The organism is Tomitella gaofuii (assembly GCF_014126825.1).
GTDB lineage: Bacteria > Actinomycetota > Actinomycetes > Mycobacteriales > Mycobacteriaceae > Tomitella > Tomitella gaofuii.
In genome coordinates this window covers 1,730,414-1,750,269 of sequence record NZ_CP059900.1, presented here as the reverse complement: position 1 = coordinate 1,750,269, position 19,856 = coordinate 1,730,414, and the positions used below count along the sequence as shown (strand labels likewise).

Here is a 19,856-nt window from a genome sequence, read left to right as displayed (position 1 = left end):
ACCGACCGGGCCCGCCGCCGCCGATCCCGGGCGACGGGCACAGCCGGGCCCACTGGGAGCGGCCTCCTATGCCTTGCTGATGAATCCGAGCACGTCGTGCCGGGTGATGACGCCCACCGGCTTGCCGCCCTCGATCACCATGAGCGCGTCGGTCTCGCCAAGCGCCTTGGTGGCCGCGTCCACCGGCTCGCCCGAGCCGATGAGAGGCAGCGCCCTCTCCATGTGCTTGGCCACCGAATCGGCGAGCTGCGCCCGCCCCTCGAACACGGCGCTGAGCAGCTCGCGCTCGGACACGCTGCCCGCCACTTCGCCGGCCATGACGGGCGGCTCGGCGCCGACGACGGGCATCTGCGAGACCCCGTACTCGCGCAGGATCTCGATGGCATCGCGCACCGTCTCCGACGGGTGCGTGTGCACCAGCGCGGGCAGCTCGCCCGACTTGCCGCGGAGCACGTCGCCCACCGTGGACTGCTTCTCCTTGCCGTCGAGCGGGGTGCGCAGGAAACCGTAGGAGGCCATCCACTTGTCGTTGAAGATCTTCGACAGGTATCCGCGGCCGCCGTCGGGCAGCAGGGCGACGATGACGGCGTCCGGCCCCTCCCTCTCGGCCACCTCGAGCGCCGCGACGATCACCATGCCGCAGCTGCCCCCGACCAGCAGGCCCTCCTCGCGGGCCAGGCGGCGGGTCATCTCGAACGAGTCGGCGTCGGAGACCGCGATGATCTCATCGGGGATCGCCGGGTCGTACGCCTTGGGCCAGAAGTCCTCGCCGACCCCCTCGACCAGGTAGGGGCGCCCCGTCCCGCCCGAGTACACCGACCCCTCCGGGTCCACGCCGACGACCTTCACCGCACCGCCGGAGACCTCCTTGAGGTAGCGGCCCGTGCCCGTGATGGTGCCGCCGGTGCCCACGCCGGCGACGAAGTGCGTGACCTTGCCGTCGGTATCGCGCCAGATCTCCGGGCCGGTGGTCTCGTAGTGGCTGGCCGGGCCGGCCATGTTGGAGTACTGGTCCGGCTTCCACCCGCCGGGGATCTCCTCGGCCAGCCTGTCGGAGACGTTGTAGTAGCTGTCCGGGTGCTCCGGCGGCACCGACGTGGGGCACACCACGACCTCGGCGCCGTAGGCCTTGAGCACGTCGCGCTTGTCCTCACTGACCTTGTCGGGGCAGACGAACACGCACCGGTAGCCGCGCTGCTGCGCCACGAGCGCCAGCCCCACACCGGTGTTGCCGGAGGTGGGTTCGACGATGGTGCCGCCGGGCTTCAGCAGCCCCGCCTTTTCCGCCTCGTCGATCATCTTCACCGCGATCCGGTCCTTGGAGCTGGCGCCGGGATTGAAGTACTCCACCTTCGCGGCGACGATGCCCGGCGTCCCCTCGGTGACCTTGTTGAGACGGACCAGCGGGGTGTCGCCGATGAGATCGACCACGTGATCAGCAATGCGCATGCCCCCATGATCCCAGATCGTGCTGCACGCCGTGATGCCGGACCGTGCGCGCCCCGGACGCTATGCACGAGTGGTCGGAGCGGCCCCCGGAAGATTCGGGTAGTCGACTACTCGCTCCCGGGCGGCAGGCCGGTTCGACGATGGCTGTGCCAGCATCCAGCGCGACGAGGAGCCGATGATCATGAACACGCCCCGCAAGCCCCGCACCAGCACCCGCATCCACGGCGCCCCGCCGACGCGCCGCGTCCGCCGCGGGCTCCAGGCCGGCGTCACCGCCCTCGGCGTCACGGCGACGGCACTGGTGCTCACCGCGCCCAATGCGTCCGCACACGTCCAATCGCTGTCCGTCGCCCCCGGCATGGGCTTCGGCAGCCTCGGCGCCGGGCCCTACGGGACCGGCTGCGCGTACGACGTGACCGCCCAGGCGGAGCACGGCAACGAGGTCGACTTCTTCGACAACGGCGTCTACATCGGGTCCGCGTGGGCGCCGGGCTCCCTCGGCCCGGTCACGATCTCGTGGACGCCCGCAAGCGCCGGCACGCACGTTCTCGTCGCCGACGACGGCTTCCAGAGCGCCACGCAGACTGTGGAAGTGGGCAATGGCGTCAACCTGGGGAGCGTCTGCCTGGTACTCCCGTGACGGGCGCCCCCGGGTACCCCTGCCGGGCGGCGTCGCCGATCACTCGGCGGCGCCGCCCAGCACCGCCGCAAGACCGTCCCTGCTGTCCACGTCCACGGCGAGGCAAGCCCGATACAGGTGTCCCTCTACGGTGCGCACCGACAGGTGGAGGCGGTCGGCCACCTCGCGATTGCTCAGCCCCTGTGCGACGAGCCCCGCGATCTCCCGCTGCCGCGCCGTGAGCCCGTACGGCATCGCCATCGCCCGCAGCGCGGGTGAATCCACGCCGGTGCGGCCCGCCGTCACACGGTCGGCCACCGACCGCGCCGTCAAGGCGGAGCCGCGCCTGCCCTGCGCGCGGAACACGGCCGCCGCCTGCGCCGCCGCATCGGCTGCGGCGAGCACGTCGCCGAACTCCTCATACGTTGCGGACGCCGACAGAAGCGCGTCACCGTCGGAGGCCGCCAACGCCGCCGCGTGTCCGAGCACAGCTGCTGCGCGGGGCCCATGGACCCGGCCTGCCACCGCTGCGAGCTCCCCGACCGCCGTCGTGTCACCGAATTGGACGGCGGCCTGCAGGCAGAACACCTGGTCCGCGATCCGGCCGCAATCCGCCGCGCGCGCGGCGGCGGCCCGCGCCTCCGCCACGGCCTCGGTCACCACGCCTTCTGCCGCATACACCCATGCACGGGCCACCGACACGTGGCTGTCCGCCCACACGAAGCCCGCCGGACGCGCAGCGTCGATGCGCTGCAGCGTCGCCCGGCCCTCCCGCGCCGCCCCCGACCTGCCCTGCGCCTCGGCGAGGAGCATCGAACAGTAGCGGTGCATCGTCGTGCACTCCCCCGACGCCGCCGTCTGGGCCACCGCTTCGCGCAGCAGCCGAACCGCGTCCGCCACGCGACCGTCGTCGAGACGGATCACCCCGTGCAGCGCCGTCTTCGCCGCGAAGCGCCACCCGTGTTGCGGCTGTGCCGCGTCACTCGGAAAGTATTCCTCCGCGGCACCCCGGACCGCCGCGAGGTCGCCGGCGAGCCGCAGCGCGATGGCGACGTTCACGCCGAGACTGCACCGGAGTCCCGCCGCTTCACCGGTCCGCGGTCGGGAGTCGCCCAGGCTCCGCGCCGCGCGTACGGCCTCGTCGCCCCTCCCGAGGCTTCCGAGCGCACTGACCTGCGCGGCCGCCGCGATCTGCGCGTGGATCCTCGCCAGCCGAGGCGCCGCCATCGCCTCCGCCGCCTCCGCCGCGGCCTCCCGCGGGCGGCCGCGCACGGCGCACAGCGCCGCGGAGACCGCATGATGCTCCGCGATCCGTCCCGAGCGCCGGCACAGATCCCGCGCATCGTCGAGCACGCGCTGCGCCTCGTCGGGCCGGGCGAGGATCCACACCAGGATGGACGCGTGGATAGTGCGCACCACCGCCTGCCGGGACTCCGTGCCACCGGAGTGCTCCGCCCTCGTGCAGACGTCGACGGCCTCCTCGGCATGACCGAGCGCCACCAGGCAAGCAATGCGCGGCAGCAGGACGTCGACCGTCGCGTCCCGGGACTCGACCTCCGCGAGCATCCTGTCCGCCAGCTCGAAATCGCCCAGATGCATGGCGCAGCGGGCCGCCACGGCGAGCAGTCCCGGCGACGCCTCGTCGTCCGACGCCAGCATCAGCTCCGCACGCCGCACCACGGTGTGCGCGTCGCGTCGACCTCTGGCCGCGAGATCGCGCGCCACGGCACCGCTCATCCTGCGCATCCGGAGCGTGCTTCCGTGGGCACGGCGCACCTCACCGAACAGCGGGTGCGTGAGACGCGCAGTGGGATGCGCGCTTCCGTCCACCGTGACAAGGCCCGACTCCTCCGCCGACTCGACGGCGCGGGCGGTCGCGATGCGCGCCAGGACCGCGACGGGAAGCGGCCCGCCCACGGCGAGGAGGTCCACGACGTCGGCGACCTCGTCCGGGATGCGGCCCATCTTCGCCGCGATCAGGTCGTACAACTTGGGCGTGAAGGTGGGCGCGCCGCTCCACACCCACACGCCCGCATACTGCGCCATCCGGCCGCAGGCCACCTCGTCCTCCAGCAGCCCTCGCAGGTAGAGCACGTTGCCGCGGGTCAACCTGTAGAGCCTCCGCGCGCTGCCGGCCTCGAGCGGCGCCTGCAGGACCCTTTCCAACAGTGTCCGGGTCCGGTCGAACGAGAGCGGGTCGACGTCGACGCGCCACAGCCGATCGTCGGCCCACAGCGACGTGATCGCGTTCGGCGTGCGGGAACCGGTGCACAAGGTGATGAGCACCGGGGCGACGCGCCGCGCCACAATCTGCTGGACGACGAAGGCCGACGCCTCGTCGAGGTGGTGGGCGTCATCGATCCCGACGACTGCGGGCGGCGCGCCGGGGCGCGCGAGCCAGTCGAAAACGCGATGCATGCGCTGCGTCGGGTCCCCGTCGGCGTCCCCCGCGATCTGGTCGAGCACCCCGAGCGGCACCGCCCTGGACGCCGGCGAAGCGACCAGCCGGCAGGTGCGCAGGCCGTCGCGCTCGGCGCGGTCCAGTGCCGCGGTGACCAGCCGCGTCTTTCCCGCGCCGACCTCGCCCACGAGGACAGCCCCACCGCCGCCCCGAACGGCCTGCCCGATCCGGCGCATCTCGGCTCCTCGGCCGGTCAGCGGCCAGGCGCTTTCCATCTTGAAATAATACTGCCCGGGTCGCGCGGATGCCATACCCCGCGCGCGGCGACCGTGCACAGAGCACGCGTGCAGTGCCGCGCCCCCGCAGCGGAGGATAGATTTGAAGCCGTCATTCCTGCTGGCCGCGCAGTCCGAGGGAGGTGGTCGTCATCGACGTCCCCCTGCCACCGCTGCGCAGATCCGGCTTCGCCGCCGCCGCCGTGCGGATCCCAACGCCCGCCGCCCGGCGCCACGACACGCTCATCACCGGCGTCAAGGTGGGGGCCGCGGCGCTCGGTTCCGGCGCGGGCGTCGGCGCCGCCACCTGGGCGGGCTACAACTACCTGCAGAGCCAGGCGCAGCAGGCGCGCACCGTCATCGGCCGGCCACGCGGGCGCCCGCCCCGCGCCGACGGCGTCTACTCCCCCGCCGCCACGGACGGGGGCCTGCTGCCGCCGGAACGCTTCGGCGCATCCGACCTGAACTTGATGGTCTTCGGGGATTCGACGGCCGCCGGACTGGGTTGCACTGTGCCGGACGAGGTTCCAGGCGTCATGCTCGCGCGCGGGCTCGCGGACGAGACCGGCGGGCGGGTGCGTCTGAGTACGAAGGCCATCGTCGGCGCCACCTCGCGGGGGCTCGCCAGCCAGGTCGACGCCATGTTCATCGCCGGACCGCCGCCGGACGCCGCGGTGATCCTGGTCGGGGCCAACGACGTCACGACGGCGCAGTCGCCCCGCAAGGCGGCCGCGCGTTTGGGCGACGCGGTGCAGCGCCTGCACGACGGCGGCGCCGCCGTCGTCGTCGGCACCTGCCCCGACCTGGGCGTGATCACCGCCATCCCCCAGCCATTGCGCACAGTCACCCGCCGGTGGGGTCTGCGGCTCGCATACCTGCAGGCTTCCGCCACCCGCGCGGCCGGCGGACGTCCGGTCCCCCTCGCCGACCTGCTGGCCCCGGAGTTCCTCGCGACACCCGACACGCTGCTGTCGCCCGACCGCTTCCACCCCTCCGCCGCCGGCTACGCGCTCGCCGCCGAACAGCTCCTTCCGGCACTGTGCTCCGAGCTGGGCGTATGGGACGGCGGGCCGCTCGCCGAATTGCCCACCGTGTCCGCCGCCGTCGAATCCCGTCGGCCCGTCGCCCGCCTCCGCCGCGGCCTCGACCGGCTCGCACGCCGCACCCCCGCAATATGAGCTCGGGTTCAACTGCGATTCGCGGACACGTAATGTATGCGCTGAGTCGCGTCGCCGCCGGCCGGCAACGCGGTTGCACCTCGACGGCACGTAGGCGTCGATCACACACCGGCCCCTGACGGGGTCCGCCACCTGCAAAGGAGTCCTCATGCCAGAGGCTGTCATCGTCTCCGCGACCCGCTCGCCCATCGGCCGTGCAGGCAAGGGTTCGCTCAAGGACATGCGCCCGGACGACCTCGCCACCCAGATGGTGCGTGCCGCCCTGGACAAGATCCCCGAGCTGGACCCCGCCGACATCGAAGACCTGCACATGGGCTGCGGCCAGCCCGGCGGCCAGTCCGGCTTCAACATCGCCCGCGTGGTGGCCACACAGCTCGGCTTCGACCACGTGCCCGGCGTCACCGTCAACCGTTACTGCTCGTCGTCGCTGCAGACCACCCGCATGGCCATGCACGCCATCCGCGCGGGCGAGGGCGACGTGTTCATCTCCGCCGGCGTCGAATCGGTCTCGAGCTTCGCCACCGGCAACGCCGACGGCTGGCCGAATACCCACAACCCGCTGTTCGCCGACGCCGAGGCCCGTACCGCGAAGCTCGCCGAGGGCGGCACTGCCTGGTCGGATCCGCGCGACGAGGGCAACCTGCCCGACATCTACGTCTCCATGGGCCAGACCGCCGAGAACGTCGCCTCGCTCACCGGCATCTCCCGCGAGGACCAGGACCGCTGGGGCGTGCGCAGCCAGAACCGCGCCGAGGAGGCCATCAACCGCGCCTTCTTCGAGCGCGAGATCACCCCGGTGACCCTGCCCGACGGCACCGTGGTCTCCACGGACGATGGCCCCCGCCCGGGCACCAGCTACGAGAAGGTCTCCCAGCTCAAGCCGGTGTTCCGCCCCGACGGCACCGTCACCGCCGGCAACGCCTGCCCGCTCAACGACGGCGCGTCGGCGCTGGTGATCATGTCCGACACCAAGGCCAAGGCGCTCGGGCTCACCCCGCTCGCCCGCGTCGTGGGCACGGCCGCCACCGGCCTCTCTCCGGAGATCATGGGCCTGGGCCCCATCGAGGCCACCCGCAAGGTGCTCAAGACCACCGGCATGTCGGTCTCCGACATCGACCTGTTCGAGATCAACGAGGCCTTCGCGGTGCAGGTCATCGGGTCGCAGCGCGAGCTCGGCATCGACGAGGACAAGCTCAACGTCTCCGGCGGGGCCATCGCGCTGGGCCACCCGTTCGGCATGACCGGCGCCCGCATCACGAACACGCTGCTGAACAACCTGCGCGAGCAGGACAAGACGTTCGGCGTCGAGACGATGTGCGTCGGCGGCGGCCAGGGCATGGCGATGGTGCTCGAGCGCCTCAGCTGACCGACCGCCCCGTCCGCATTGGGCTGCCGGGCGGGTCGACCGGTGCAAGCGGGCGCCGCGCGATGGGATCATCCGTCGCGCGGCGCCCGCTTCGCATTTCGGCGAGTGGGTGCGCGCACGCGGTCTCTGCCATCCGCGCGCGTGATGTCGCTGCCCTGCCGCGCGCCGGTTGCCTGTCCCGCGGCCCGCCGGCGCCGGTTGCGACAACACGCCGAGTCACTACGCGAGCGGCCGGATGATGCGCGCGCGGCGTGGGAACGGGCGCGCGCTGCGGAAGCCGGTGCGGAGAACCCTGTGATCGTCCCAAGCAGCCCGCCTCGACGCAGCAGAGCCCCGCCCACGGTGACCGTGGGCGGGGCCTGGACTGCACGTATGGCGGGCCCATCGGGGCCCGGAGCCGTGACTAGTCGCTGCTGAAGTAGCTGAGCAGACGCAGGATCTCCAGGTACAGCCACACCAGGGTGATCGTCAGCCCGAAGGACACCGACCACGCGGTCTTCTCCGGCGCGCCCATGCGGATGAGCTTGTCGGCCTCGTCGAAGTCGATGAGGAAGCTCATGGCCGCCAGCCCGATGCACACCAGGCTGAAAATGATGGCGATGGGGCCGCCGTCGCGCAGGCCCAGGCCGCCGTCCATGAAGAAGCCCGCGATGAGGTTGACGACCATGAGCGCGAGCACGCCGAACAGCGCGCCCACGACCATCTTGGTGAACTTGGGCGTGACGCGGATGGCGCCGGTCTTGTAGACGACGAGCATGCCGAAGAACACGCCGAACGTGCCGACTACCGCCTGGATGATGATCGTGTTCCCGGGCGGGCCCCCGTCGCCGATGGCGAAGTTGGCGAACAGGTAGGAGATCGCCCCCAGGAAAACGCCCTCGGCCGCCGCGTAGGACAGCACCAGCGCCGGCTTGTCCGTGCGGCGGGTGAAGATGGCGAACAGCGACAGCCCCAGGCCCACGATCATGCCGCCGAATGTGAGCGGCATGGCCAGCGACTCGTTGCCGTGCACCAGGACGAACGAGATGACCGCCGCGATGGTGAGCACGCCCAGCGTCATCGCGGTCTTGGTGACGATGTCGTCGATGGTCATCGCGCGGCCGCTGGGCTCGGCGCGGTACTGCTCGGGGGCCGGCTGGCCCGGATACTGCCCGCCCTGCGGGAACTGGCCCTGCGGGTACTGGCCGGCCATCCCGCGGCCGGCCTGGGGCGCACCCCCTGCCGCGTTGCCTCCGAATGTGGCGTAGCGGCCGTACTCCTTGTCCAGATCCTTGAACACGGGGTTGCTGCTTTGACGCACCGCGCCTGTCCCTCCTGTGGTGGTTCACCGCGTTGCACACGGCGCCGTGCCGGGGTCTTCCGGCCTCTCACCTGCTCAACGAGCGCGGCCTGCGTACAGTTCCCGGACGCCGGACAGGTGTGGTGTGAGCCTACCTACCCGGACGCCCGGATCAACCGGGAGTCCCCAGGCCGCGCCGCAACGTGCGCGCACCCGAGTCCGCGCGCCCCGCGGTGGACCGCGATGTGCTGTTCAATGGAGGTGACCGCCGGGATCGAGCACCGCAGGAGGCCGCGATGTGCGGAAGGTTCGCCACCACGATCACGGACCGGGAGATGCGCTCGATGTTCGACGTGGACGAGGCGGAGGTGGTGGGCGAGGAGCTGCCCGCCTCCTACAACGTCGCGCCCACCCAGCCGGTGCGGATGGTCCTCGAGCGCCCGCCCGCCGGCGAGGAGGACGAGCCGGTCCGCCAGATCCGCACCGCCCGCTGGGGGCTCGTCCCCTCGTGGGCCAAGGACCGGTCGATCGGGAACAGGCTCATCAATGCGCGCTCGGAGACGGTGACGGCCAAGCCGTCGTTCCGGTCGGCCGCGAAGTCGCGCCGCGCGATCCTGCCCGCCGACGGCTACTACGAGTGGGAGAAGCGCGACGGCGGGAAAGTTCCGCACTACCTGCACCCGGAGGGCGTGCTGGCCATGGCGGGGCTCTACGAGATGTGGCGCGACCCGGACAAGGCCGACGACGACCCGGACCGCTGGCTGTGGACGGCGACGATCCTCACGCGTCCCGCCACCGACGAGCACGGCCACATCCACGACCGTTGCCCCGTGGTGCTGCCGGAGCAGTTCTGGGCGCCGTGGCTGGACCGCGGGCTGGCCGAAAAGGACGACGTGCAGGCGCTGATCAACTCGATCCCCGACCCGCAGCTCACCTCGTACGAGGTCTCCACCGCGGTGAACAGCCCGCGCAACAACAACCCGGATCTGCTCTCGCCGGTGTGATCAGAACTGCGCGACGCCGGTCGGCCGTCCGCGCGGAAACGCAGTGCCCCCAGTCGGACTCGAACCGACGCTGCGCGGATTTTAAGTACGTACGGTCTGGGGTTCTCCGAGTAACGCCACCAGCGCGTTCAAACTGACGCTCGACGAATCGACGCAGTTCAAAGCCTATGATTGACTACTAGCGGCGTACCGGCGGCTACCGCTGAATCACCGCCGGATTCCCCGCAGTGGCCGGGGTGGTGCCGGGGTGGCGTCCCGTCGGACGGTGGGTTTACGGTGGCAGCCATACCGCCGCGCGCCGGGCAGCGCCCGCAGCCGGTGGTCGCTCGCACCGCAGCTAGAAGCTAGACAGGTTCGCAGAGCGCAGCAGTAATACGGGATCGGGTTGAGTTCGTCTCCAAGGTGAATAGGTCCGTTCGGTCAGCGACCGACGTTCGCCGGCGAGTGTCGGCGATTTCTCGTCAGTCATCCGCTACCGAATTGGAGCACCTCATGTCTCTCACCCGCCCCGCCGACAATCGGCACTGGAACTCTCGCCCCTTTTTCGGCTCTACGGAATGCAGAGTGCGTGGACGGGTGTCCAGTGAGGTGAGTGGGGACCACAACATGTAGGCGGGTCCTGCGGTGTGAAGAGGAGAGTTGCGAAGCTCCCCATCGACCACCACAGGAGCCGCCTTGCACTGTACTGACACCGTCGCCGACACGATCTGCCGAACCGTCGAACTCGGCGTCACGATCACAGGAGCGGCCGCCGACAGTAAGGACCGCACCCACATCTGGTGCAGCGTCATCGACCCCGATCCGCGGTGCCCCGAGTGTCATATCGCAGGTCAACTGCGTGATCATGCCGAGAGGATCCTCACCGACACCCCGGCTGCCGGGCACCCGGTCGAGCTGCACGTGGCAGTCCCGCGGTTCGAGTGCCTGACGTCGGGGTGCCCGCGGTCGATCTTCCGGGCCGATATCACCGGTATCGCGTCGCCGCGGTCGGTGGTCACGACCCGGACCGAGCGGTGGATCCTGCAGCGCATCGCGATCGACAAGATGAGCGTCGCCGCGGTCGCCGCCAACCTGGGCATCGCCTGGAAGACCGTCAACCAGATCGCCGTGGACGCCGCCCGGTCCATGGTCTACGACGGCGGCTATCTCGACGGCGTACGGCACCTCGGCGTCGACGAGCACAAAGTGCGCCACGAGGCGCTGCTTTTTCCGGATGGAGGTGAAAGACCTTGATCGCCCGGTCGTCGTAGTGGCGGGGTGAAGCTGGCGGCAGCCTGATCCAGGGAACGCTGGGGAGGGTGGGAGCTGAAACGTCCTGGTCCGGTCGGAGACCTTGATTAGGCCACCTCGGGTGTCGAGGCGACGTTCTGACGGTAGCGCTCCTCATGCTCGATCGGCGAGGCGTAACCGATCGACGAGTGCAGACGCTCGGTGTTGTACCAGTGGACCCAGGCCGCGGTCTCCCGCTCCACCTCGGCCCGCCCTGTCCAGGGCCGGGATCGTTCGACGTCGATCAGCTCGGTCTTGTACAAGCCAATCGTCGACTCCATCAACGCGTTGTCGAGCGCATCGCCGACGGAGCCGATCGACCCGGTGATCCCGGCCTCGCGGAGCTCGGTGGAGAACGCGATCGACGTGTACTGACCCCTGATCCACCGGTGGTGATGGTCGGTTCGGGCGTGTCATGAGGACGAGGTGCCCTTCTGTGCTGGGAAGATGTTGATTGCGACATCCACACCCACCAGCACGGAGAGGGCACCTCGTAGGTGAAAGCTTCTCACACGATCCACCCGGTTTTCGACGACCGCAATCTCGTGTCGGCCGCCGGGCTGGTCCCGGTCCTGCAGTTGGCCGAGTCGGCGGGCTGTCAAGTCCCGAGTTTGGTGGAGGCTGATCGGTTGTTCAGTTAGGTTGTCGCCGCGGCGGGTTGCGTCGTGTTCTCGCGTTTCCAGTAGGCGGCTTCGTACTCGGCCGGCGGGACGTAGCCGAGCTCGCTGTGCAGGCGATCGTTGTTGTACCAGGACACCCATTCGGCGGTGGCGTACTCGACGTCCTCGGCGCATTGCCAGCGGTATCGGTGGATCAGTTCGTGCTTGTACAGCGAGTTCAGCGCTTCGGCCATCGCGTTGTCGTACGCATCCCCGCGGGAACCCACGGAAGTCACCGCACGGGCTTCGGCGAGGTGCTCGGTGTAGCGGATAGCCCGGTACTGCACTCCGCGGTCCGAGTGATGGACGAGACCAACGACGCTGTGCCCGTATCGTTTCCGGTTCCATAGTGCCATCGCGAGCGCATCGATCGCGAGGTCGGCGAACATGCGCGTCGAGGACTGCCAGCCGACGATCATGCGCGAGAACACGTCCAGGACGAACGCGACGTACACCCAGCCGGCCGCGGTGCGGACGTAGGTGATGTCCTATGCCGACCTCGGGACTATGCCGATCATCCGGGTGAGGGGGCAGGCCAGCCGGACGCTGGGAGTTGAAAGGTCGGCATAGTCATAGGGCGGTGAGCCAGGCCAGGAGGTCGGGGGCGGGCTGGTAGGTGCCGGGGGTGACGTCTGGTGGTCGGGTCCGGTCGAGGGCGGCTTGTTTGGTGGCCATGTCGGCGTGCAGGTAGGCGGCGGTGCTGTGGGTGTCGGCGTGGCCGAGCCAGAGCGCGATGACGGAGACGTCGACGCCTGCGGCGAGGAGGTTCATCGCTGCGGTGTGTCGCAGGGTGTGCATGGTGACGTGCTTGGCGCCGATGCTGGGGCAGGTGGTCGTGGCGGTGCTGACGTGTCGGGGCCAGGCGGCGCTCGAGGGCGTCGCGGGACAGTTGTTGTCCGTGCGGTCCGCAGAACAGCGCGTTCCCGAGTCGGGACCTGCGCTCGGTGAGGTAGTTCGTCATCGTGGTCACTGTCGTCTTCGTCAGCGGAGTGATGCGCTGGCGTCGTCCCTTGCCGGTGCAGGCGATGTGGGGTCCGGAGCCGAGGTGGATGTCGTCGTAGGTCAGCGAGGTGATCTCGCTGACGCGAAGTCCGGTCTGCACAGCCATGAGGAGCAGCGCGTGGTCGCGATGCCCGGTCCAGGTCTGCTGGTCGGGCGCGTTGAGCAGGGCCTGGGTCTCGGCGGGGGTGAGGAACTCGATGACGGGCCTGGTGGTGCGCCGTGGTGGGATTGCAAGCACCTGGGTGATGGTCGCGGCGTGCTCGGGATGGTCGGGCAGGGCACGGGCCAGGACCGAGCGGATCGCGGTCAGACGGGTGTTACGGGTCTTCTTTGCGTTGTTGCCGCGCTCGCTGCAGGTGCTCCAGGAAGGCGGTGACGTTGGCCGCGGTCAGGTCCTCCAGGTCGAGGGCGTCGACCGGGGTTCCTAGCGTGGTACTCAGGTGCTTTAGCAGCATCCGCCAGGTGTCGCGGTAGGAGCTGATCGTGTTCGCCGACAGGTCACGCTGGGTGCGGGCGAAGGTGGTGAAGTAGGTCTGCAGGCTGGTAGCCAGGGCGGTCATGAGGTTTCGCTCTCGTCGGCGGGTTCGAGTCGGCCGGCGGCCAGGGCCATCAGGTCCGCCGTCGAGGTCAGGTACCAGTAGGTGTGCGCGGCGTCGGAGTGCCCGAGCCAGGTCGCCAGCAGGGACAGGACCCGCTCGGGATCGTGGCCGTGGCGTAGGCCGCGGTCATGTGGGCCGTGGCGAAGGTGTGCCTCAGGTCGTGCAGGCGGGGGCGGGCCCTGCCGCGTGGGAGGAGGCCGGCAGCCTCGCGGGCTCGTTTGAACAGGGCGTAAAAGGAAACGTAGACGTACCCGGTGCCCTTGGCGGTCACGAAGACCGGGCCGTGGGGGTCGGGATTCGTGGCCACCCGGGCCGGCAGGGCCAGGTAGTCCTCTAACGCTGTGATGGTCGAGGGTGCACGGGCACGAGCCGCTGGGCAGACTTGCCGGCCTGGACGACCAGGACGTGGTTGTCGAGGTCGACGTCGTCGACGCCCAGGGCCAGCGCCTCGCCGATCCGCAGGCCTGTGCACGCCAGCAGCCCGATGACGGTGCGCACGGTGGCCGCGATCCGTTCGTCGGTGAACTCGGCCTCGCAGGCGACAAGGAGGGCGTCGACGTCGTCCTGGCTGTAGATGAAGGGCACCGCCCGCGGCTTGCGGGCCGGCAGCAGCCCGGAGAGGGATGACCGGCACGTCGACACCGTTGGCGTGCAGGTGGGCCGCGAAGCGGCGCACCAGCGACAGCTGGGTGGCCCACCACGACGGATGCGCTTCGGGGTTGGCCCGGGCCCAGGTCACCGCGTCCTCGATGGTGAAGGTGTCCACCTGGCCACGAGCTTCGAGCCAGGTGCAGAACAGTCCGACCTGACGTTCGACGTCGTCGAGCTGGAAGCCCAGATCCGCGGCGCAGCGCCAGGTACCGGCCCAGGTGCTGGCGAAGAGTCGTCATCGGGGCACCTGCGCCGAACGGGACGGCCAGCTCGCGCAGCGAGACCAGGTCTCGACCTTCGCGTAGGACATCGTGGTGACCGTGTAGGCGTGGCCGAGGAGTTCCCTGGCCTCGGTCAGGGTCCCGCCGCGCGGCCAGGACGTCCATCGCCGCGGTGTGCCGCAGGCGATGAGCGTAGATGGGGTCGATCCCCGCCAGGCCGGACAGCCGGGCGACGATCCCGGAGAGCCCCTGGGTCGTCATCATCTTCCGTGGTGCCCGCATCCGCACGAACACGCCCGGTCCAGGGCGGCCGGGCGCACCCGAAGCCAGACCGTCAGCGCCTGACCGACGTCGCAAGGGATCGGCAGCGCGTGCTCACGGCCCTTACCGGTGACCTTCAGTTGTCCCGTTGGCCCAGTCGATATCCTCCAGCCGCAGGCGGGCGACTTCACCGGCGCGCAGGCCCAGGCGGACCAGGACGGTGATGACCGCGCGGTCCCTGGCCCCGATCGGCGTGGCAGGATCGCACACGGCCAGCAGGGCACCGACCTGCTCGCTGCTCACTCCTTTCGGCAACCCGCGCCCGGTCGAAGGCAGGCTGCAGGATCCCGGCGTTGATATCCCGATCGAGACGGCCGGTGCTCAACGCCCAACGCAGCAGGCTGCGGACCGCGCCGACGATATGAACACGCGCCGCCTGACCGTAGGGGCGACCACGCCCGGCGACGTAATCATTGACCACGTCGGTGTCGAGCCTGTCCCAGTCCAGGCTGCCGTCGGCTCCGGTGATCGCCTCCAGCAGCCCGCCAGCGTAACGGCGACGAGCATTGATGGTCTGCTCGCTCAGCTCGCACTCGTACCGCATCCACGAGCACCATGTCGTGACCGCGACCTGCGCCGGCGTGACCGGGTCAACCTCGCCCGGGGCCGGGGCCAGGTACCCGGCAGCGGTCAAGAACTTGCGCATCGTGTTCCAGGAGCACTTCACCGTGGTGCACACGACCACCCGAGATCGTTCCCGGACGACGAACCGGTCCAGCAGCTCCTCGTCGATGTCGTCGATCCCGGCACCGACCTCCTGCATCCACACGCTCAGGCGTGCCAGCAGGTTCACCACCGGGGTCGATGAGCCCGGCGAATACCCCTGTGCCACCAGCCACCGTCGGCACTCCTCCAGCACTGTCGATGCCAAGGGCCCCACCGGTATCCGCGGAACCCGGTCCGCATACGGCCGCGCCGTCGCAGATCTCTGCGTCATTGACCTCACCTCCAGGCAACCTGTGCCTGAAGCGTCGCCCCGACGACCTGACTATGCCGACCTTTCAACTCCCAGCATCCGGCTGACCTGCCCCCTCACCCGGATGATCGGCATAGTCCCGAGGTCGGCATAGGACATCTAATGCCGACGTCGGCATTAGATGTCGGCGACCCACAGCTCGTTCAGACCGTCTGCGGTGAACTCGCGCTCGACTCGGTCGTCGGGCCGGTCGGTCTCCGGCGCGAGGCGTGGCCTGCGCGGGAACTTGCCGCGCACGACACCGCGTATCCCGAGGTCGCGGCAGAGCCGTTCCACGGTGCACTGGGCGACTTTGGTGCCGCGTCGGCGCAGTTCGGCGTGGATCTTGCGGATGCCGTACACCTGCTTGGAGTCGTTGTAGATCTCCATGATCAGCTCTGTGAGCTCGCCGTCCCGTACGGCGCGGGCCGAGGGCGTGCGCTGCTTGGCGGCGTAGTAGGTCGAGGGGGCGATCGGGCAGCCGTGCTCGGTGAGCACTCTGCAGATCGGCTCGATTCCCCACTCGTGCTTGTGGTCGTCGATGAACGCGACGATCACCGATGTGGGCGACCTGGCTCCGCCGCGAAGAAAGCCGATGCGGACTTCAGGATGTCGTTGGCGCGGCGCAACTCCCGGTTCTCCTGCTCGAGTTGGCGGATCCGTTCCAGGTCGGACACCGTGGCCAGGCCGGGAAGGTCGGCCTGGCCGGACTCGACTTGTTTGACCCAGTTGCGCAGGGCTTCAGGATGCACGCCGAGTTGTTCGGCGATCCGCCGGATCGCGCCGGTGCGCGTCTCGGGGTCCTTGCGGGCCTCGACGGTCATGCGGGTGGCGCGGTCGCGGAGCTCGGCGGGGTACTTCGATGGGCGGGGCATGGAGGAGCGGTCCTTCCGTGTTAACTACCCTCCATCAAACCCGAGACGGTTCAGTGCCCGAACCGACGAACATGCCCAGCCGTCGGAACCGGGCGTACTGCATGCGGTGGGCGTTGCGCTGGAAATACGGCAGGGCCTTGTCGACGATGTGGCATTTGCCCTCACGGGCCAGGGGCCGGCGTGCCGCCGCGACGAGGGCATCGATGTGCCCGGCGTCGAGCTCAGCGATCCGTTCGCCCGTCCACGCCTCCAGATCGTCGCCGAGCGTGTCGGCGAGCAGCCCGGCGATCTCGTAGAGGTGTTCCCGGGCATGGTAGAGATCGACGATCTGGGTGGCTTCGGGCCAGCGGGCGGTGGCCTGGTTCCAGATCCACGGCGCCCCGTCACCGAGGACCACGAGCTGGCGCACATGCTCGCTGCCGCGGCGGGCGGCCTCGGCCCGGGCGAGTGCGCCGAACTGGTCGGCCGGGGCGAACGTGGCCACATAACTCGTCGAATCGGCGTCGCGGACCGGACTCCCGTCACGGTCGCACCCGGTCTGGGTGAACACGCACGCCAGTTTCACCTCCCGGGTCCGCGCCCGCCCGTCCGGATACTTTCCGGCCCGCCCCGCCGTCTCGGCCGGACGCATCGGAACCCCGGTGCCATCAACGGCGATGTAGAGCATGTCCGGTCGCCCCGGAGGCGGCAACACCGCCAGACGCCCGGCCGTGATCGCGGCGGCCTCGGCATCGACGGCCGCCGCCACCACAGCCCCGGACGCCTCGGCGGCACGTTCGAGTCGTTTGGCCCCGACCTCGATGCCGGCCAAATCGCCGACCAGCGCCGCCGCCGCCGCAAACGGCATGGCCGCCCCGGCCCGGGCACACGCGCCCGCCAGCCCCGGCGAACACGACCGGCCGGCCACACCCGCCTCGGCGTCCCGCGGCACCACACCGCTGCCGCAGCAGGCGCAGTGGTAATAGGCCCGCCGCAACCGGATCCGCCCAACAACCGTGTCGATCGACTTGTCCCGGTACCCGATAAACCGTGCGGTATGCCCACCGCCACAGTCGATCCGCGGGCCGCGATACCCCGCGTCGGCGCCCAACAGCTCTTCGAGCACCACCGCCCCGACCCGCAGCATCGCCGCGCGCACCGCCTGTTCGATCGCCGCCATACCGGTGCCGCCACCGCCTCCGTCGGCGGAGGCGGCGGGCCGTAGCGGGCGGGCCGCGAGCGCCGCCAGGTCCTCGACCTCGCCGATGATCACGGCGGCGAGCGTGTCGACGAGCCCCCTTTTTCGGCGTCTGCCGACGCCGGCGGGCTCTGCGCCGGCGTATCGGGCGGCCGCGCCTCGCAGATCAGCTCGTTGACCTCAGTGAGTTGCGCGGTCAACGCGGCGAACCGTTCATAGGCCGCCAACTCCGCGCGGACCTTGGCGACTTCCCCGCGCGCGAGTTGCCGGCCCCGGGTGCCCTGGCCGGGCACCGACCGGGTCCACAACAGCCGCGGACCATGCCCGGGATGGCCCGCGCGGGCGCAGGCGCAGTTCCGCTTGCCGCAGCGCCGGTAATTCTCACTGACCGAGCCGCGGCGGAAGTCTCCGACCTGCACCAACTGCTCATACAACCGTGCTCGTCGCGTCTCTAACTCTTCGAGTGAGGGCCCTGGCATCGCTGCCTCCATCATCTGGTTGCCACTACCACAACCAGACTTTCACGCTAGCAGCGCCAACCGGCGGAACCTACAAACGTGTCGCACACCCCCCGCACGCGGGTGTGCGTCAGTTTTGTTGGTGACTGGCGGGTAGGTCTCATGCGGTGGCCATCTGGTTGTTGTCCGGGGTACCGACGTGGTCCCACCGGCCGCTGCCCGCGGCGCAACGCAGGGCGATGATGTCGGTAGCCCCGCGGATCGACCAGCGCATCCCGGACTGCTTGAGTCTTGCCCCGATGATCGACTTGCAGCCGGCCTCGACGGTGCCCGAACCGACGAACATGCCCAGCCGTCGGAACCGGGCGTACTGCATGCGGTGGGCGTTGCGCTGGAAATACGGCAGGGCCTTGTCGACGATGTGGCATTTGCCCTCACGGGCCAGGGGCCGGCGTGCCGCCGCGACGAGGGCATCGATGTGCCCGGCGTCGAGCTCAGCGATCCGTTCGCCCGTCCACGCCTCCAGATCGTCGCCGAGCGTGTCGGCGAGCAGCCCGGCGATCTCGTAGAGGTGTTCCCGGGCATGGTAGAGATCGACGATCTGGGTGGCTTCGGGCCAGCGGGCGGTGGCCTGGTTCCAGATCCACGGCGCCCCGTCACCGAGGACCACGAGCTGGCGCACATGCTCGCTGCCGCGGCGGGCGGCCTCGGCCCGGGCGAGTGCGCCGAACTGGTCGGCCGGGGCGAACGTGGCCACATAACTCGTCGAATCGGCGTCGCGGACCGGACTCCCGTCACGGTCGCACCCGGTCTGGGTGAACACGCACGCCAGTTTCACCTCCCGGGTCCGCGCCCGCCCGTCCGGATACTTTCCGGCCCGCCCCGCCGTCTCGGCCGGACGCATCGGAACCCCGGTGCCATCAACGGCGATGTAGAGCATGTCCGGTCGCCCCGGAGGCGGCAACACCGCCAGACGCCCGGCCGTGATCGCGGCGGCCTCGGCATCGACGGCCGCCGCCACCACAGCCCCGGACGCCTCGGCGGCACGTTCGAGTCGTTTGGCCCCGACCTCGATGCCGGCCAAATCGCCGACCAGCGCCGCCGCCGCCGCAAACGGCATGGCCGCCCCGGCCCGGGCACACGCGCCCGCCAGCCCCGGCGAACACGACCGGCCGGCCACACCCGCCTCGGCGTCCCGCGGCACCACACCGCTGCCGCAGCAGGCGCAGTGGTAATAGGCCCGCCGCAACCGGATCCGCCCAACAACCGTGTCGATCGACTTGTCCCGGTACCCGATAAACCGTGCGGTATGCCCACCGCCACAGTCGATCCGCGGGCCGCGATACCCCGCGTCGGCGCCCAACAGCTCTTCGAGCACCACCGCCCCGACCCGCAGCATCGCCGCGCGCACCGCCTGTTCGATCGCCGCCATACCGGTGCCGCCACCGCCTCCGTCGGCGGAGGCGGCGGGCCGTAGCGGGCGGGCCGCGAGCGCCGCCAGGTCCTCGACCTCGCCGATGATCACGGCGGCGAGCGTGTCGACGAGCCCCCTTTTTCGGCGTCTGCCGACGCCGGCGGGCTCTGCGCCGGCGTATCGGGCGGCCGCGCCTCGCAGATCAGCTCGTTGACCTCAGTGAGTTGCGCGGTCAACGCGGCGAACCGTTCATAGGCCGCCAACTCCGCGCGGACCTTGGCGACTTCCCCGCGCGCGAGTTGCCGGCCCCGGGTGCCCTGGCCGGGCACCGACCGGGTCCACAACAGCCGCGGACCATGCCCGGGATGGCCCGCGCGGGCGCAGGCGCAGTTCCGCTTGCCGCAGCGCCGGTAATTCTCACTGACCGAGCCGCGGCGGAAGTCTCCGACCTGCACCAACTGCTCATACAACCGTGCTCGTCGCGTCTCTAACTCTTCGAGTGAGGGCCCTGGCATCGCTGCCTCCATCATCTGGTTGCCACTACCACAACCAGACTTTCACGCTAGCAGCGCCAACCGGCGGAACCTACAAACGTGTCGCACACCCCCCGCACGCGCCGGGGTAATGCCGGGGTGGCCGACGTGGTAGCTGAGGGCAGACCAACGAGATCGCCTCTGACCTGGG

The 19,856-nt window shown here is 70.2% G+C and carries 18 protein-coding genes and 3 pseudogenes; 5 read left to right on the top strand and 16 right to left on the bottom strand.

Going from position 1 to position 19,856, the window contains the following annotated elements:
* Positions 1–66 precede the first annotated feature (66 nt).
* Positions 67–1,449: a cystathionine beta-synthase gene (locus tag H4F70_RS08250; RefSeq protein WP_182348202.1), complete on the bottom strand. Its 1,383-nt coding sequence runs from the start codon at positions 1,447–1,449 to the stop codon at positions 67–69.
* Positions 1,450–1,630: 181 nt separating this feature from the next.
* Here H4F70_RS08250 and H4F70_RS08245 point away from each other — a divergent pair, with 181 nt between their 5' ends.
* Entirely contained in the window at positions 1,631–2,089 is a 459-nt protein-coding gene (locus H4F70_RS08245; RefSeq protein ID WP_182359789.1) for a hypothetical protein, read from the top strand.
* A gap of 39 nt (positions 2,090–2,128) precedes the next feature.
* Here the strand turns inward: H4F70_RS08245 and H4F70_RS08240 are convergent, their stop codons facing one another.
* Entirely contained in the window at positions 2,129–4,744 is a 2,616-nt protein-coding gene (locus H4F70_RS08240) for a helix-turn-helix transcriptional regulator (RefSeq protein ID WP_182359788.1), read from the bottom strand.
* Between the two features lie 209 nt (positions 4,745–4,953).
* On the opposite strand from H4F70_RS08240, the gene H4F70_RS08235 reads away from it, so the two are divergent.
* Positions 4,954–5,922 carry an SGNH/GDSL hydrolase family protein gene (locus H4F70_RS08235; protein WP_372497578.1) on the top strand — a complete coding sequence of 323 codons (969 nt, stop codon included), beginning with the start codon at positions 4,954–4,956 and terminating at the stop codon, positions 5,920–5,922.
* 148 nt (positions 5,923–6,070) lie between these two features.
* Positions 6,071–7,288: an acetyl-CoA C-acetyltransferase gene (locus H4F70_RS08230; protein ID WP_182359787.1), complete on the top strand. Its 1,218-nt coding sequence runs from the start codon at positions 6,071–6,073 to the stop codon at positions 7,286–7,288.
* A gap of 403 nt (positions 7,289–7,691) precedes the next feature.
* Here H4F70_RS08230 and H4F70_RS08225 read toward each other — a convergent pair whose 3' ends face one another.
* Positions 7,692–8,588, bottom strand: coding sequence for a Bax inhibitor-1/YccA family protein (locus tag H4F70_RS08225; protein ID WP_182348198.1), 897 nt, complete (start codon positions 8,586–8,588; stop codon positions 7,692–7,694).
* 275 nt (positions 8,589–8,863) lie between these two features.
* On the opposite strand from H4F70_RS08225, the gene H4F70_RS08220 reads away from it, so the two are divergent.
* Both H4F70_RS08220 and H4F70_RS08215 read left to right on the top strand, forming a co-directional pair.
* Positions 8,864–9,571, top strand: coding sequence for an SOS response-associated peptidase (locus H4F70_RS08220; RefSeq protein WP_182359786.1), 708 nt, complete (start codon positions 8,864–8,866; stop codon positions 9,569–9,571).
* A gap of 675 nt (positions 9,572–10,246) precedes the next feature.
* Positions 10,247–10,765 (top strand): annotated as a pseudogene (locus H4F70_RS08215) (helix-turn-helix domain-containing protein); the annotation flags it as partial.
* A 143-nt stretch (positions 10,766–10,908) separates the two neighbouring features.
* Here H4F70_RS08215 and H4F70_RS08210 read toward each other — a convergent pair.
* From H4F70_RS08210 to H4F70_RS08160, 13 genes and pseudogenes are all read right to left on the bottom strand, one after another.
* Positions 10,909–11,217 (bottom strand): annotated as a pseudogene (locus tag H4F70_RS08210) (transposase); the annotation flags it as partial.
* 260 nt (positions 11,218–11,477) lie between these two features.
* The gene (locus tag H4F70_RS08205; protein ID WP_372497577.1) at positions 11,478–11,984 is read right to left on the bottom strand and encodes an IS3 family transposase; all 507 of its coding nucleotides are present in this window, start codon (positions 11,982–11,984) and stop codon (positions 11,478–11,480) included.
* A gap of 85 nt (positions 11,985–12,069) precedes the next feature.
* Positions 12,070–12,297, bottom strand: a complete 228-nt coding sequence (locus tag H4F70_RS20820; RefSeq protein ID WP_268968367.1) for a tyrosine-type recombinase/integrase — start codon at positions 12,295–12,297, stop codon at positions 12,070–12,072.
* A gap of 100 nt (positions 12,298–12,397) precedes the next feature.
* Positions 12,398–12,739 (bottom strand): annotated as a pseudogene (locus H4F70_RS20815) (tyrosine-type recombinase/integrase); the annotation flags it as partial.
* Between the two features lie 79 nt (positions 12,740–12,818).
* Positions 12,819–13,061, bottom strand: coding sequence for a site-specific integrase (locus H4F70_RS20495; RefSeq protein ID WP_235681413.1), 243 nt, complete (start codon positions 13,059–13,061; stop codon positions 12,819–12,821).
* Positions 13,062–13,433: 372 nt separating this feature from the next.
* Positions 13,434–13,742 carry a tyrosine-type recombinase/integrase gene (locus H4F70_RS20190; protein ID WP_220471786.1) on the bottom strand — a complete coding sequence of 103 codons (309 nt, stop codon included), beginning with the start codon at positions 13,740–13,742 and terminating at the stop codon, positions 13,434–13,436.
* Between the two features lie 614 nt (positions 13,743–14,356).
* Positions 14,357–14,503 (bottom strand): tyrosine-type recombinase/integrase, encoded by a 147-nt coding sequence (locus H4F70_RS21130; protein WP_420883142.1) that lies wholly within the window; start codon positions 14,501–14,503, stop codon positions 14,357–14,359.
* 883 nt (positions 14,504–15,386) lie between these two features.
* Entirely contained in the window at positions 15,387–15,806 is a 420-nt protein-coding gene (locus H4F70_RS08185) for an IS3 family transposase (protein ID WP_182359785.1), read from the bottom strand.
* Positions 15,803–16,123: a transposase gene (locus H4F70_RS08180; protein WP_182359784.1), complete on the bottom strand. Its 321-nt coding sequence runs from the start codon at positions 16,121–16,123 to the stop codon at positions 15,803–15,805. Before H4F70_RS08180 ends, H4F70_RS08185 begins: the two co-directional genes overlap by 4 nt.
* Before the next feature lie 34 nt (positions 16,124–16,157).
* Positions 16,158–17,375 carry an ISKra4 family transposase gene (locus tag H4F70_RS08175; RefSeq protein WP_182359783.1) on the bottom strand — a complete coding sequence of 406 codons (1,218 nt, stop codon included), beginning with the start codon at positions 17,373–17,375 and terminating at the stop codon, positions 16,158–16,160.
* Positions 17,372–17,779: a DUF6788 family protein gene (locus tag H4F70_RS08170; RefSeq protein ID WP_182359781.1), complete on the bottom strand. Its 408-nt coding sequence runs from the start codon at positions 17,777–17,779 to the stop codon at positions 17,372–17,374. Before H4F70_RS08170 ends, H4F70_RS08175 begins: the two co-directional genes overlap by 4 nt.
* A gap of 139 nt (positions 17,780–17,918) precedes the next feature.
* Positions 17,919–19,283, bottom strand: coding sequence for an ISKra4 family transposase (locus tag H4F70_RS08165; protein WP_182359782.1), 1,365 nt, complete (start codon positions 19,281–19,283; stop codon positions 17,919–17,921).
* Entirely contained in the window at positions 19,280–19,687 is a 408-nt protein-coding gene (locus tag H4F70_RS08160; protein ID WP_182359781.1) for a DUF6788 family protein, read from the bottom strand. Before H4F70_RS08160 ends, H4F70_RS08165 begins: the two co-directional genes overlap by 4 nt.
* Positions 19,688–19,856: the final 169 nt, after the last annotated feature.